Origin of the sequence: Flavobacterium magnum (assembly GCF_003055625.1) — a bacterium.
Classification (GTDB): Bacteria; Bacteroidota; Bacteroidia; order Flavobacteriales; family Flavobacteriaceae; genus Flavobacterium; species Flavobacterium magnum.
Map to the genome: position 1 here is coordinate 2,313,394 of NZ_CP028811.1, position 14,252 is coordinate 2,327,645.

Sequence of the window (14,252 nt, forward strand, 5' to 3'; positions counted from 1 at the left end):
TATGATTTTCAATAAAGATACAGCCAGTAAAACTGCCGAATTGCTTTTACAAATAAATGCAATTAAATTGAATCCAGGAAATCCTTTTACATGGGCATCAGGATGGAAATCCCCGATTTACTGTGACAACAGGATCACGCTGTCTTTCCCGCCGATACGGAATTACCTCAAGGAAGAATTTGCCAAGAATATCGAAAAACAATTCGGAAAGCCCGACGTGATTGCGGGGGTTGCTACCGGAGCGATCGGCATCGGACTGCTCGTGGCTGAAGCTTTGGCGCTGCCATTCGTTTACGTAAGGCCTGAACCGAAAAAGCACGGCCGCCTGAACCAGATTGAGGGGTTCCTGCAAAAGGGACAGAACGTTGTCGTCATTGAAGACCTTATCAGTACCGGGAACAGCAGCCTGATGGCCGTGGAAGCGTTGAAGGAAGCCGGCGCCAATGTCAAAGGCATGGCCGCCATATTCAGCTATGGTTTTGATGTCGCCAATAAGAATTTCAAGGCCGCAAATGTAGACCTCTACACCCTGAGCAATTACGAAAGCCTGCTCCCATTGGCCGTGGCAAAAAAATACATTACCGAAGAAGAGGAACAAACCCTGATCGAATGGCGTGTGAGTCCGTCGACATGGGGCGTGGAAGTATAGGCACAATTCGCAGGCACAGCGTGAAACGCCGTTTTTCAGCGCCTTGGCGTCGTTAACGCACAACATTAACCTTTAACCTTAAACACAGAAAATGAATCTCGAAAGCCCGAAAGTTACCGTAGAAAAATCAGCGCAGTATTTATTTGATGCGTTGTCACAGGTGAGCAATTACGAAAAACTGATGCCTGACACCATCTCCAAATTTGAAGTGCTTGATGCGGATTCATTCCTGTTCGGATTGAAAGGCATGCCCGAAATCAAGTTGCGCATGAAAGACAAGATCCCGACGACTAAAATAGTTTTGGGCGCGGCAAGTGACAAACTTCCGTTTACGCTGACTGCCGCTATTTACTCAGTGTCAGATTCGGTTTCCGAAGTACAGCTGTTCTTCGAAGGCGAGTTCAATGCGATGATGGCGATGATGGTGAAAGGTCCGATCAGCAAGTTCATAGAGACACTGGCCACAAACATGCACAAATTATAAGGACCGCAATATTGGTTCATATGAAAGCACCCATTGTGGGTGCTTTTTTATTTTCCCCGAATCGGAAAGCTATAAAATTGACCCGTAATACTGTAATTTTTCCTTGAACGTAAAATGGAACTTTACAAAAATCATTTAAAATAAATGCATCATGGAAAATACCAAGACCATCAGCGTACTGAACGAGCTGATTGAAATCAACAACGACCGCGTAGAAGGTTATGAAACCGCGTCAAAAGAAACAAAAGACAGTGACTTACAGGCACTTTTCGCCACGCTGCAGTCGACAAGCCAGGCCAACCTCACAGAATTACGTCAGGAAGTGACACGCCTGGGCGGTAAACCCGAAGAAGGGACGCGCGTTACCGGCAAATTCTTCCGTGCCTGGATGGAAGTGAAAGCAGCCCTCACAGGCAATGACCGCCAGTCAGTATTGAACTCATGTGAGTTTGGAGAAGACAAGGCCCTCGAAACCTACGAGCATGTGCTGACAAACCATACTGCTGACTTATCAGCCGACCAGATTGCGATGATCAGGAAGCAACAGGCTGCGCTGCAAGGCGAGCATGACAAGGTGCGCGCACTGCGCGATGCCGCTTAAATAAATAAAAGCCTCCTGATAAAACGGAGGCTTTTTTTTTGATTATGTGGAGTATATTACAAGTTGTCGAATGACAGTGCATTCCGGATTCCCTCAACGCTGGCGGTGTTGTTAAAATAAACGAATGCCTTTTCCCAATGTTGTTCGAGCAGGTCATGGTGCAGTTGGTGCAACGTCGCATCCGCGTACCCCGAATAGAATAATTTCGGGACACCGTGCAGCCTCACGTAGCCTGTATCGGCAGTAGCGACCAGCGTCTCGGGCATCGCGGGGTAGCTTACGTTGCAAAACACTATGCCTTTTTTTCGAAACGCTTCGTATACCGACTCCTGCCACCAACTGCTATGGCGGAACTCCACCGCATTCGTAAAACTATAATCGAGTGCGTCAAGGAGCAGCTGCAACCGCGCTTCGGAATAATGGAATGACGGCGGCAACTGGAATAATATGCACCCGAGTTTTTCCCTGAGCTGGTTCCGGCAAACCTCATAAAACCCCGACAACTCGCGCGCGCAGTCCACAAACTTCCTGTAATGTGTTACGCCTTTGTACATCTTGACTGAAAAGCGAAAACCTTCGGGCGCCTTGGTATACCAGTTCGCCAGGGTCTTCTCCGTAGGAAATTTGTAGAATGTGCCGTTCATTTCATAGGTATTGAAGAACCGGCAATAGTACTCAAACCATGCCTTCCTGGGCAAATCTTCGGGATAAAATACACCCTTCCAATTGGCTTCGTTAAACGAGGAGCAGCCGGTGATGATGCTTTTTTTATCCATGGTGGAGTTTCTGGCATTTGGCGCAGAAAAAACTGCGTCGCTTTCCGGTCCCGGTGTATTTTTTTGCAAACGGCAGGTTACAGCGCTTGCAGGTTTTTTTGGTGTAGGCCAGCCAGTGTTTTTTCAATTCGGATTTCTTTTTCCATTCAAGGAATTCGAAGCTGTACTGCCGTGCTTCTCTGATGAGTTCGCGCAGCTTGGCATCCGGGATTGAACCGCAAAGCGACTCAGGGTGAAGCCTTACGCGATACAACACCTCATTTTTGATGATATTCCCTACGCCCGAAAATATGTCCTGCTCCAGCAACGCGTCACAAATCATTTGCTCAGGTATGGCAGCCAGTTTCTTCTTGGCCAGCCGCGCATTCCAGTTGTCGTTCATCACATCAGCGGTCCAGTCGTAATGGTCATTGACATCGCCTTCCAGCAGCTTTACGGCACAGGTATAAAAATTGATTTCACCATCGTTGAAGGTAAGTCCGATACGGGGCGCGACATCCTTGTGATCGTTAATGCGGTAACTCCCGAACATCAGCAAATGAATGCGTATGCTGAATCCCCGGACACAGATCAGGCAGTGCTTGCCCCAGCTTTTGAATGCGGTGATGTGCTGTCCTTCGAGCCGGGACAGGTCAATCCGCGCGGTTCCGTGCGCAGCAGTCACTTTTTCGCCAGTAAACGGCGCAAGCTGTTCTCTGAGTATGACGATGGTTGGGCCTTCAGGCATAAGATGGGAAATTGGTTCCGATTAATGGACTAAAGGTATTTCAACCGCTCTCAAGGTATTTTACAGTTTTGGAATTTGCTGTTGTAACATTGCAGTCCGTGCAGGTGTGTAAGTTGTAACAATAGCCGATAATAAGATAACCCTGTCGCTCAGTCCCGTACTAAATTTACAATACCGAACAAGCCGTTCAAACGGCGATCCTCAAAATAAAAAACCGGCAAGCGGAAAGTCCGGGTGGCACTGAAGTGAAAATGGTTGATGTAACGGATTCAACCACCCGGTTTTTTCACTTGTTTTGGTTTGGCGGCACGAAAGTGCCGCTTTTTTTTTAAGCAAACACAACAAATTATATTATGAAAAGCAACAACGCGCGTTCCGACGTCCATCAGGACTCGAAGAAAACTGATTTGTCAGTAAACACAGCTGACGCCAACAATAAATTCATGACCACCAACCAGGGTGTCCGTGTCAACGACGACAACAACTCCCTGAAGGCAGGGGATCGCGGCCCTTCATTGCTCGAGGATTTTATCCTGCGCGAGAAGATTACGCATTTTGACCACGAACGGATACCCGAACGGATCGTGCACGCCCGCGGGTCTGCAGCCCATGGATTTTTTGAGGTAACCAATCCGATCCCTCAATTTACAAAAGCAGGTTTTCTTCAGGAGAAAGGCCAGAAAACACCTGTGTTTACGAGGTTCTCCACCGTGGCAGGGTCTCGTGGCTCGACCGACCTTGCGCGGGATGTCCGTGGATTCAGCGTGAAATTCTATACGGAGGCCGGTATCTATGATTTCGTAGGCAACAACATTCCCGTATTTTTCATCCAGGATGCTTCCAAATTCCCGGACCTGATTCACGCAGTAAAGCCTGAACCGCACAATGAGATTCCGCAGGCCGCTTCTGCGCACGATACGTTCTGGGATTTCATATCACTGATGCCCGAATCGATGCACATGGTGATGTGGGCGATGTCTGACCGCTCCATTCCGCGGAGTTACCGGATGATGGAAGGATTTGGCGTACACACCTTCCGGTTCATCAACGAACAACATGAGTCCCACTTTGTAAAAATCCACTGGAAGCCTAAATTGGGGACGCATGCAGTGGTGTGGGACGAAGCCCAGAAAATCTCAGGTAAAGACCCCGACTTCCACAGGCGTGACCTCTGGGAAGCCATTGAGGCGGGCCACTTCCCGGAGTGGGAAATGGGCGTGCAGCTAATTCCTGAAGCCGATGAATCCAAATACGATTTTGACCTGCTCGATCCTACCAAACTCATACCAGAAGAACTGGTCCCGGTAACGATAATCGGACGGATGGTATTGAACAGGAACCCTGATAACTTTTTTGCCGAAACCGAACAGGTGGCTTTCCATCCGGGGCATGTCGTGCCCGGCATCGATTTCAGTAACGATCCGTTGCTTCAGGGCAGGTTGTTTTCATACACCGATACGCAGCTGTCGCGGCTCGGCAGCCCGAATTTCCACGAAATTCCGATTAATCGCAGCATTTCGCCCACACACAACCACCAGCGCGACGGGCACATGCGGCAGGAAATCAACACGGGTCGTGTGAGCTACCATCCGAATTCCCTCGGTGGCGGCTGTCCGTACCAGGCCAGGATTGCGGAAGGCGGCTTTGCCAGTTTTAACGAACGCATCGATGCCCATAAAGTCAGGCAGCGTAGTGACAGCTTTTCGGACCACTTCAGCCAGGCCACTTTATTTTTCAACAGCCAGACTGAAGTTGAACAGGGCCACATCATAAAGGCATTGCGTTTTGAACTAAGCAAGGTTGAAACCACTGCGATTCGGGTCAGGATGGTCGGCCTGTTGTCGCAGGTTGATGCGGGGCTAGCAGAAAAGGTTGCGCTGGGCCTCGGCCTCCCGGTCCCTTCAAAACCCGAATCACCTATGAACCATGGCGTGGGTGCTGACGCGGATGGCAGTCAGGAACCCAAACCGCTCCTTGCGCCACAACAGCCTTCTGATACGCTGGGTATGATCAGGAACCCGACTGTCAGTCCGACAATTGAAACCAGGAAAGTAGCGATCCTGTGTCATGATGGCGTCAATGAAACGCAGCTGTCAGCCTTCAGGGCGTTATTGGTCGAAAAGGGCGCAAAAGGATGTGTGATTGCACCACATATGGGATTTGTCACTACCGATCGCGGTGGCGCTGTGGCTGTGGAAGCCACCTTCCTCAATACCTCTTCGGTGTTATTTGATGCGGTGTACATCCCGGGTGGGACGGCAATCAGTATAATCGCCGAAGATCCTGACGTACTTGATTTCATTAACGAAGCGTATAAACATTGTAAGGTTATTGGTGCGGAAGGGGAAGGCATCGATCTTCTGGCCAATACTTATTTTGCGTCAAAAACATCCAATAATGAAGACGCGGGCCTCATTGCCGACAGGGATGGGCAGAAAGATTTCGGGCAGCGTTTTGTTGAGGCCATGGGCAGGCATCGTATCTGGGATCGGGAACCAAAAGTATAGTTTATTCAATCTTAATATTTATTTATGAAAAATACCAATAATTCAGACAAGAGTGGTTTCGTTGCTGCTGCATCAGACGCCGCCAATGACCTTCGCGCGTTCTTCATTGACAGTTTAAGGGACATTTACTGGGCAGAAAATGCACTGGTGAAAGCCTTGCCAAAGATGGCCGCCAATGCTACTTCGCCCCATCTGTCAACCGCGATCAGCGAGCATCACAGCATAACCCAGAATCAGCTCAGGCGATTGGAGCAGGTTTTTGAACTGCTCGGTGAAAAAGCCGAAGCAAAAAAATGCGAGGCCATGGCCGGACTGTTGAAGGAAGGTGACAGCATCCTCGCGGAAACCCAGCCGGGACCCGTCAGGGACGCCGGAATCATCGCCGCTTCACAGAAGATTGAGCATTACGAGATTGCGACCTATGGCACGTTGTGCGCCTTTGCGAAAACATTGGGTGAGAATGATGCGGCAAAATTGCTCATGCAGACACTGGCTGAGGAGAAAGAGGCCGACATGCTGTTGAGCGACGCGGCATACAATCAGATCAATTTTGAAGCTGCAGCTGAGTAAGTTGATTACCAGACTATTATCAAGACGAAAGCCTGCTGTAAGCAGGCTTTTGTATTAGGTTGAAGTATGCAAAGGTTTACCGTTCTGGCGAGTCCCTGATTTATACCATTTTTTAAAAGACGGTTAAGTCAGTACAGGCGCAGTAGCTTGAATCGCTGGTATCTCGGATAACGCTTTCTGTGTTTCCGTGATGATTTCAACGACCTTCTGATGCGCGTCGCTGAGTGCCACAATCAGATCGCCGTCCGCAGCCATGTTCAGTGCAAAGGCGATGGCGTCCGACTCGTCCGGGACCAGATCATATGGGATAACCCTGCCCGAAGATTCGATTCCCTGTACCACCAGCGCATTGATCTGGTCTATGGTTTTTCCTCTCAGGCTGTGTTCCTGCCGCACAATGATGTGATCAAACATGCCGGCTGCAATGGCCGCGAATGCGATGGTATCTTCATCTCTTCGGTCACCAATGCCTGCAATGATACCCACCTTACGCGGTGCATCAAAGTGTGAAAGGTAGTCTTTCAATGCCAGTAGTCCGTGCGGGTTGTGCGCGTAGTCAACGAGCACTTTGTACTGGCCCATGTCGAACAGGTTCATACGTCCGGGGGTGGTTTCATAGCTGGGCACAAACGTGCGCAGTGCCTGTCGGATTTGCGCGACGGGCAGGCCACCACAGTAGGCGGCGAGCGATGCGGCCAGTATATTGGCTATCATGAACCGGCAGCTTCCATTTTCGGTGAGCGGCATATTGAAAACCGAATCAATGATGATCCGTTCCGTACCTTTGATAATCACGATGTTCTCACCGCTGAGTACGGCAACGGGCCTGCCTCTGGCAATCCGACGCTGAATCAGCGGAAGCGTTTCATCCATAGAGAAAAAAGCGATGTTACAGTCGATACGGTTTGCAATCCTTTCGCAGTACAGATCTTCCGCATTCAGCACTGCCCAGCCGTTTTCCTTAACACTGCGAGCTACAACGGCCTTGACCTGCGCTAGGTCTTGCAGGTCCTCGATATCATTCAATCCGAGGTGGTCTTCCTGAATATTTGTAATGACACCAACATCGCATTGGTCAAAGCAAAGTCCGCCACGCAACAATCCGCCGCGCGCTGTTTCCAGTACTGCAAAATCGACCGTAGGATCGCTCAGTACGACACGGCCACTGTCAGGACCGGTAGTATCGCCCTCTTTGATCCTGTAGTCGCCAATGTAGATGCCATCGGTAGTGGTATAACCGGGCTGATACCCGGTTGTCTTCGCCATATGTGCAATCAGTCGGGTCGTCGTGGTCTTGCCATTGGTGCCTGTGACAGCAAATAATGGGATGGTACTCGGCGTCCCGGGAGGGTATAGCATATCGACTACGGCTTTGGCGACGTTGCGCGGCTTACCCGCAGAGGGTTCCAAATGCATCCGAAAACCCGGAGCAGCGTTTACCTCGAGGACTACACCGCCGCTTTTTCGCATGGGTACAGAAAGGTCAGTGGCCATAATATCGATCCCGCAAATGTCAAGTCCGATGATTTTGGCAATGCGCTCTGCCATGAATATGTTTTCCGGGTGTATGCGGTCCGTTACGTCTTCAGCCGTTCCTCCCGTGCTGATGTTGGCAGTCGATTTCAGGTACACGGTTTCTCCCTGAAGGGGGATGCTGTCGGGTGTGTATCCGTATTTGCTGAGTTGCAAAGCGGTGTCCTGGTCGTATTTTATCCGCGTAAGCGGCGCTTCGTGACCTTCCCCGCGACCCGGTTGGCTGTTAACCGATGCTATGAGTGAAGTGATATCCGAAATGCCGTCGCCCACGATATGTGCGGGGATCCTTTTGGCTGCAGCCACAAATTTGCCGTCGATAACGAGTAACCTGAAATCAGTGCCGGTGATGTATCGCTCAACGATAACATATTGTCCGTAGACCTTTGCTGCTGCCATGGCAGTTTTGGCAGCCTCCAAATCATCAATCCCGATTGTGGCGCCTTTTCCATGATTCCCATGCAATGGCTTGATGACAATCGGGAAGCCGATCCTGTCGGTGATTTCTTTAAGCCCTTCCTCGGTTTGGCATACATCGCCTGCTGCGACGGGAATCATCGCCTGGGCCAAAAGCTTTTTGGTCGAATCCTTATCGCCGGCAATATTTACCGCGGTATTGGATGTATTGCAGGTAATGGTCGCCTGGAACTGCTTTTGGTTTTTGCCGTACCCGAGCCGTATTTTCGAATTTTTCCCGAGCCTTGTCCATGGAATGCCCCTGGCTGCGGCTTCCTGCACGATGGACAGCGTACTCGGACCCAATCCGAAGCGGCGCTTGAGTAATCGGAGTTCTGTGATGTCGGCGTCGAGGTCATAGGGTTGGTTATCGCAAAGCGCATTGACAATCCTGAAGGCAGCCTCCACAGCATACAACCCGGCTTCCTCAACTTCATAGGTAAATACGATATTGTAAACGCCTTTGGTGCTGGTACTGCGTGTCCTGCCATAGCCCGCTTCCATTCCGGCCATGCTCTGTAACTCGAGTGCGATGTGCTCCATCACGTGGCCCAGCCAGGTGCCGCGTTCGACACGCTCAAAGAATCCACCACGCCGGCCCTCTGAGCATTCATGCGTTATCATGCCGGGGAGCAACGTCTTAAGTCTTGTGCAAAATCCGTCGATAGTATCGGTAGGGGAGTCTTCTTTGTCTTCGAGGTCGAGCCTGACCTGTATGAGTCTGTTCCTGTAATTGCTCCAGACATTGGGTCCGCGCAACACCTGGGTTTTCAAAATTTTCATGTTCTGGTGCTTAAGGGTTGAAATCCTACCCAAATGTCTGTCCAATAAATGTTTTTCCATTTACACCATTTGCCGATTTTATTACACAATAACACAGATGAAGACCCAAGTGTATAATGTTAAAACGTAATGTTGTAATGTTTACCGAAAGCGTACGGCTAGATTTGCACCCGGTATTCCAGCGGTCCTGGACAGCTTACTACGGCATTTATTTGGGAAGTGCCGACTGTCCGTACCACACTCGATGGGGCCTTAATCCGTGTACTCGTCAGGGCATAGCCCGGCAGCGCACACAAATTAAAATCTATGAAAATTAAATTACTACAACTGCGTACGCTGTGCGTTATGGCTTTCCTATGCCTTTACACAGCTACCGCCGAAGCCGAGATCCGTTCCGCAATGCCGCACAGCGTCCTTGTGGCAGCGGCACCTGTCGCCGTGCAGGCCACCAATGTCATGAATACTACGTTTGGCGCGCAATGGACCGTAGTGCCCGGCGCGACCAGTTACCGTCTGGATGTGAGTACGACGCCTTTTGGCCAGGGCAACGACAATGACTTTGTGTTTGAAAACCTGTTTGTCGAAAACGTAACCTACTACACCGTCACAGGCCTCAATCCTGCCACGCCTTATTACTACAGGGTACGGGCTATTGACGCAGACGGCGCTTCACAAAACTCAAATACGATCGGGCTGCTTACCACTGACGAGACTACCTGGGACGGCATCGGGTGGACCGACAGTGCGCCTACCGCCGGCATCAATGCCTTTGTAAGTGGAAATTACAACACCGCGCCGAACGGATCATTCACTTCGAAAAACCTGACCGTAACGAATGACGGCAGCCTGACCGTCGCCAGCGGAACGAATATTACTGTGGTTAGTACCATCACCAACAATGCGGCCGCATCTTCCTTCACCATCGAGAACAATGCCAACCTATTGCAGATCGCTGCTGTTAACACGAACGCCGGCGCGATCACCATTGACCGAAACGCCCTGATGCGCAGGCTGGACTATGTGTATTGGTCGTCACCCGTAGCAGGGCAGAACCTTCACGACTTTTCACCGGAGACACTGGCCAACCGCTTTTACACCATCACTGAAGCCGGTAATAACTTCACTGCGGTCGATCCGTATGTAAATAATTTCAGTCTTGCCAAAGGTTATGTGATACGTGCGCCCGATGTGTATGCCAATACGCCACAGTCCTTCAACGGGCATTTTACCGGTACGCCTCATAATGGCAATCTTTCGATTCCGGTTACTCTCGATGGGCAGGGGTATAACCTGATCGGAAACCCTTATCCGTCAACAATCAATGCGGCTTCGTTCCTGAACGCCAATCCGGGAATAAACACGATTTATTTCTGGACGCACACGGTACAGGGATCAGCACCCGGCGCCAATTACGCAACGATTAACGCCACTGGTGAGACGGCAGCCTCATCAACAACCCCGGAAAGCGATACCCCAAACGGAACCATCCAGGTCGGTCAGGGCTTTGTAGCGTACGTGAATACCGCAGGAAATGCAGTTTTCAACAACAACATGAGGGTAGCCAACAATGCAGACCAGTTTTTCAGGACAGCGGCGTCAGAAAGGGACCGTTTATGGGTTGGCCTTACCGGAGAAGGGGCGGCACGCAGTGAGATCCTGATTGGCTACGTAGAAGGCGCGACGAACGGGGTTGACAATCAGTTTGATGCAAAGCAACTGCTTTTGGAAGGTACCCGTTTATACAGCTTGATCGACACCGAAACGCCTTATGTCATTCAGGGGAAGACCAGTCCATTCACAGATACTGACAGTGTCAGGCTGGGTTTCATTGCTGGGCAGGCCGGCAATTATACGATCGCCCTGGGGAGACTCGAAGGCGTTTTTGAAGGGACGCAGGATATTTTCCTGAAAGACAACCAAACGGGAACAATCACAAACCTCAAATCAGGTGGCTGTAATTTTTTCTCTGAGGCAGGCACGTTCACTAACCGCTTCACTTTATTGTATACCAGCAACAATCTCGGTATGGCTGTACCCGTTACCACAGAAAACAAAATCATTGCCTTCAGGAACAATGCACGGATAGAGATCAGGTCGTCAGAAGTGGCGATAACAGAAGTATCCGTGTACGATACCGCCGGCAGGTTGCTGTATTATACCAACCAGGCTGACGGCAACAAAGTGCGGGTCCCCGGGTTGGACGCATCGGGCGCGCTGCTGTTGCTGAGGATTGGCACAGCCGATGGCCACCAGGTCAGTAAAAAGATGATCTTTTAACCAATACGATAATCGCAGACCAGGATAAACGCCCGCCTTACAGCGGGCTTTTGTTATAAATACAGCCCATGAATAAGTATCGGGGAGGTGCCTTAGGTCGCAACTTTTCGAAGCAATCACCGGACCTTCGCCTGGAACGTATTGATCGTTTTGTAATTCCTGTCTTTCATGACAATCGTATACCGGCCTTCTGAGAGGATCAGGCTCGCGGGCGTATCCCGGTTTGTGATCTCGATAAGATCTGCGGGTATGCCGTCGTGTTCGGCTTCCTTTTCCCGATAAGCCAGCACCAATACAGGACATTCCTTTATCCTGCTTTTGGGCACCGCATAGCTTTTTCGGGCGCCGTCCATCAGCAGCCAATCGGGTCGTCCGTGGAGGTAACGGGTGGCCGGGTGAATGATACGGCAGTCGGTTTGATCATTCGTAGCGCTGCCGTTAAACGTTTTGCCGTGGCTGTCAACCAGGATGACGGTTTTTTCGGTATGGGCCATTTCGATAAAGGGACTGCTGAGGGCCACATTGCTTTTTTCAGAATAGGCCGTTTGGTCGATCGTAAAAGGGTCGATGCCGGTAAGTTCCTTAAGCCTTCCCGCCATCGCTTTTTCCCAGCTTTTATTTCCAGGCGTGCCTTCGATGGCGTGATCCCAGCCGCAATGGATCAAAAACTTCGCTTCGGGATGGGCTTTCATCAGCTTCGAAATATGCTGCGCCTGTGCGATTTCCCGCTGTTTTCCGTTCGAGACGTCTTCGGCATCATAACCAAAAACGGTAAAACCTATTCGAATTGCTTCACGGATTAAATTCGCCATCTGGGGTTCATTGGTGTAATAACCGCTTTCCGAAGTGACAAACTTCCGGTTGTTGATCAGCGTGTCTGAAAGCGCTTCGAGTCCGAAGTATCGGTAGCCATTGTCGTATAATCCCTGCAACAAAGAGGCAGTGAAGACCCGGTGGCGTGCGTTGTGGTGGGCCTCATTGATAATGATGACTTTTTCGTTTTTGGAACGGTTGACAATATACGCTTTGGCATCGTATTTTTGGAATGACCTAAAATAAGCGCTGTCCTGTGCGGAAAGCTGCTGTGCGCGGCTTCCGTTTTTGTCCCAGTCCTGCAACGCTTTCTCATAATGGCCGCTGATCGAATAATCTGTCGCGCTGAGCTGGTACTTCCAGGGGACGGTGTCTTTATCGGTTTGCGCTTCGATGTCTTTGGAAAATTGATAGATTTCCTTTTTGGCCTGGCCTGAAAGGTTGCTGGCCAATGCGAAAAGGAGTACGGAAAGAAGCTTCGTTTTCAACGTAAATTTTAGGTATTGGTTTGGTTTATTACGTGCATCACCCTGATTGGATGCACAGCCCGGAAAAAGGATGCTTATGCGATGCCTGGATTTGTAAAGATTATTTCTTGTAAAATATCTTTCGTACGGTCGTATCGTTAAAATTTTTTCTCGTGGTGCCTGCCTCAGGCGAGTAAAAAAGCTTTTCGAGCGTACGGCTTTTCCACGCATTATTTTTGTCCAATTTGTATTTCCGTTCTGAAATGGCCACTTCAAATTGCTTCCAATTCGTACACAATGGCCTGTATTCTTCAAACGGCATGCGCCGGACATAATCCATGAACGGGATTTTTGTGTTTTTTGAGTAAATGTTTGTCAGGTGTATCCCGACCAGTTTTTCATCGTGGTTGTAAATATGGATCTCAACGATATTATCCCCATAATCATATTTGGCTTCCTCACGCCCGATCATTGCTTCGTTGGCGTCAAATGTCACGACTTCTGTAGGATTCATCAGACTGTCATAGGCAATCGTCGATTTGCTCGTGAGCTTTCCGTTCTTATCGTATTCCAAAGTTTCGGCGCCTGCAGTGCTCCAGGAAAATTTTTTATAGGTGAACACGGTACCATGGAGCGAACTCGAGCGTGTAGACTCTTTGACCAGGCGGTTGATACTGTCATATTCACGGGTGATTTTGAACGCCTGACCAGCATCAGCGGCATTTTCCTCACTGACAACCTGCAGGTTTCGGTTGTATGTTATTTTGCGGACCGATTGTTTTCCATGTCCGGAAAATTCCAGTTGGACATAGTCGATCTCCTGCTTTGGCGTAAATTCCAATGTTGCCTCGCTGAGCATGTCGCTGATGATTTGCGCGTTGGCAGTCGCGGAAAAAGCAAGAACAAAAACCAAAATGATGCTTCGTATCCTCATGCTGTTACTAAATTTTTTTGTGAGACGGTACTGATAGTTATTTTTCGGTTCTGTGGGTCGATACCACTCCGGTAGTCCTGTCAGAATAAATGTTGTCCTTCACATGGGTTAACGATTTGAAAATGATAAATGATACATCTTTTAAAGTTTCCCTGTCCTGGATCGAGACGGTATGCCCGGAGTTTTTAACCCGATACAAATCCACTTCGTCCTTGATACTGATCAAATTGCTCAAATCGCTTACGAACCCGTAAGTGATCACGGCATTGTCCGGGATTTTGGAAAAGTTTACAGGACCGAGCCAATCGCGCCGCGCTCCGGACTGCACCGCTATATAACACTCCTTATCCCAGGTTGGGAACCGAAAGCCACCGCCTGATTTTGCACAGCTGATGGTGTCATTCCCGCAAACCAGGGAAACGCTGACGTGCCGGAGCGATTTGGTTTTCCCATTTTCGTATACAACGAACGGGTGCACGACATCATGTTGTTGGCCTGCAGCGCCGGCAAAAGCCATCAGCAGTATGAACGCAAGGTTTTTCATAGTCATTTTTGTTTTGGTGCCAGGCCAAAATTTAACGGGTTTGCATGGCAGGAGCTTTTTCACCTTGCGGTTTTTTTAATTGCTGTTGTTTGGCTGTTTGTATCGGACCGTCGCGAATGCTTAGTATTATC

Annotated in this window: 12 protein-coding genes; 6 read left to right on the forward strand and 6 right to left on the reverse strand. The window is 49.7% G+C overall.

Annotated features, from left to right (window positions below):
- Window position 1: 1 nt before the first annotated feature.
- The 3 genes from pyrE (at window position 2) to HYN48_RS09720 (ending at window position 1,734) form a co-directional block, all read left to right on the forward strand.
- Entirely contained in the window at window positions 2-649 is a 648-nt protein-coding gene (pyrE, locus tag HYN48_RS09710; protein WP_108371127.1) for an orotate phosphoribosyltransferase, read from the forward strand.
- Window positions 650-740: 91 nt separating this feature from the next.
- Window positions 741-1,133, forward strand: coding sequence for an orotate phosphoribosyltransferase (locus tag HYN48_RS09715; protein ID WP_108371129.1), 393 nt, complete (start codon window positions 741-743; stop codon window positions 1,131-1,133).
- A gap of 151 nt (window positions 1,134-1,284) precedes the next feature.
- Complete coding sequence (locus HYN48_RS09720; protein ID WP_108371131.1) at window positions 1,285-1,734, forward strand: PA2169 family four-helix-bundle protein; 450 nt, start codon at window positions 1,285-1,287, stop codon at window positions 1,732-1,734.
- Between the two features lie 56 nt (window positions 1,735-1,790).
- On the opposite strand, the gene HYN48_RS09725 is transcribed toward HYN48_RS09720, so the two are convergent.
- Both HYN48_RS09725 and HYN48_RS09730 read right to left on the reverse strand, forming a co-directional pair.
- Window positions 1,791-2,510: a DUF72 domain-containing protein gene (locus tag HYN48_RS09725; protein WP_108371133.1), complete on the reverse strand. Its 720-nt coding sequence runs from the start codon at window positions 2,508-2,510 to the stop codon at window positions 1,791-1,793.
- Window positions 2,503-3,237 carry a DNA-formamidopyrimidine glycosylase family protein gene (locus HYN48_RS09730; protein WP_108371135.1) on the reverse strand — a complete coding sequence of 245 codons (735 nt, stop codon included), beginning with the start codon at window positions 3,235-3,237 and terminating at the stop codon, window positions 2,503-2,505. Before HYN48_RS09730 ends, HYN48_RS09725 begins: the two co-directional genes overlap by 8 nt.
- Window positions 3,238-3,590: 353 nt before the next feature.
- Here HYN48_RS09730 and HYN48_RS09735 point away from each other — a divergent pair, with 353 nt between their 5' ends.
- Both HYN48_RS09735 and HYN48_RS09740 read left to right on the forward strand, forming a co-directional pair.
- Window positions 3,591-5,744 (forward strand): catalase, encoded by a 2,154-nt coding sequence (locus HYN48_RS09735; protein WP_108371137.1) that lies wholly within the window; start codon window positions 3,591-3,593, stop codon window positions 5,742-5,744.
- 24 nt (window positions 5,745-5,768) lie between these two features.
- A complete protein-coding gene (locus HYN48_RS09740; protein ID WP_108371139.1) occupies window positions 5,769-6,314 on the forward strand; it encodes a YciE/YciF ferroxidase family protein in 546 nt (181 codons plus the stop codon).
- 123 nt (window positions 6,315-6,437) lie between these two features.
- Here the strand turns inward: HYN48_RS09740 and cphA are convergent, their stop codons facing one another.
- The gene (gene cphA, locus HYN48_RS09745; RefSeq protein ID WP_108371141.1) at window positions 6,438-9,086 is read right to left on the reverse strand and encodes a cyanophycin synthetase; all 2,649 of its coding nucleotides are present in this window, start codon (window positions 9,084-9,086) and stop codon (window positions 6,438-6,440) included.
- A 306-nt stretch (window positions 9,087-9,392) separates the two neighbouring features.
- Between cphA and HYN48_RS09750 the strand changes: the two genes are divergently transcribed.
- On the forward strand, window positions 9,393-11,363 hold the full coding sequence (locus HYN48_RS09750; protein ID WP_108371143.1) for a fibronectin type III domain-containing protein: 1,971 nt from the start codon (window positions 9,393-9,395) through the stop codon (window positions 11,361-11,363).
- Window positions 11,364-11,479: 116 nt separating this feature from the next.
- Here the strand turns inward: HYN48_RS09750 and HYN48_RS09755 are convergent, their stop codons facing one another.
- From HYN48_RS09755 to HYN48_RS09765, 3 genes are all read right to left on the reverse strand, one after another.
- A complete protein-coding gene (locus HYN48_RS09755) occupies window positions 11,480-12,664 on the reverse strand; it encodes a hypothetical protein (protein ID WP_108371146.1) in 1,185 nt (394 codons plus the stop codon).
- A gap of 100 nt (window positions 12,665-12,764) precedes the next feature.
- Window positions 12,765-13,577 (reverse strand): hypothetical protein, encoded by an 813-nt coding sequence (locus HYN48_RS09760; protein ID WP_108371148.1) that lies wholly within the window; start codon window positions 13,575-13,577, stop codon window positions 12,765-12,767.
- A gap of 37 nt (window positions 13,578-13,614) precedes the next feature.
- The gene (locus HYN48_RS09765; protein ID WP_108371149.1) at window positions 13,615-14,121 is read right to left on the reverse strand and encodes a hypothetical protein; all 507 of its coding nucleotides are present in this window, start codon (window positions 14,119-14,121) and stop codon (window positions 13,615-13,617) included.
- Window positions 14,122-14,252 lie beyond the last annotated feature (131 nt).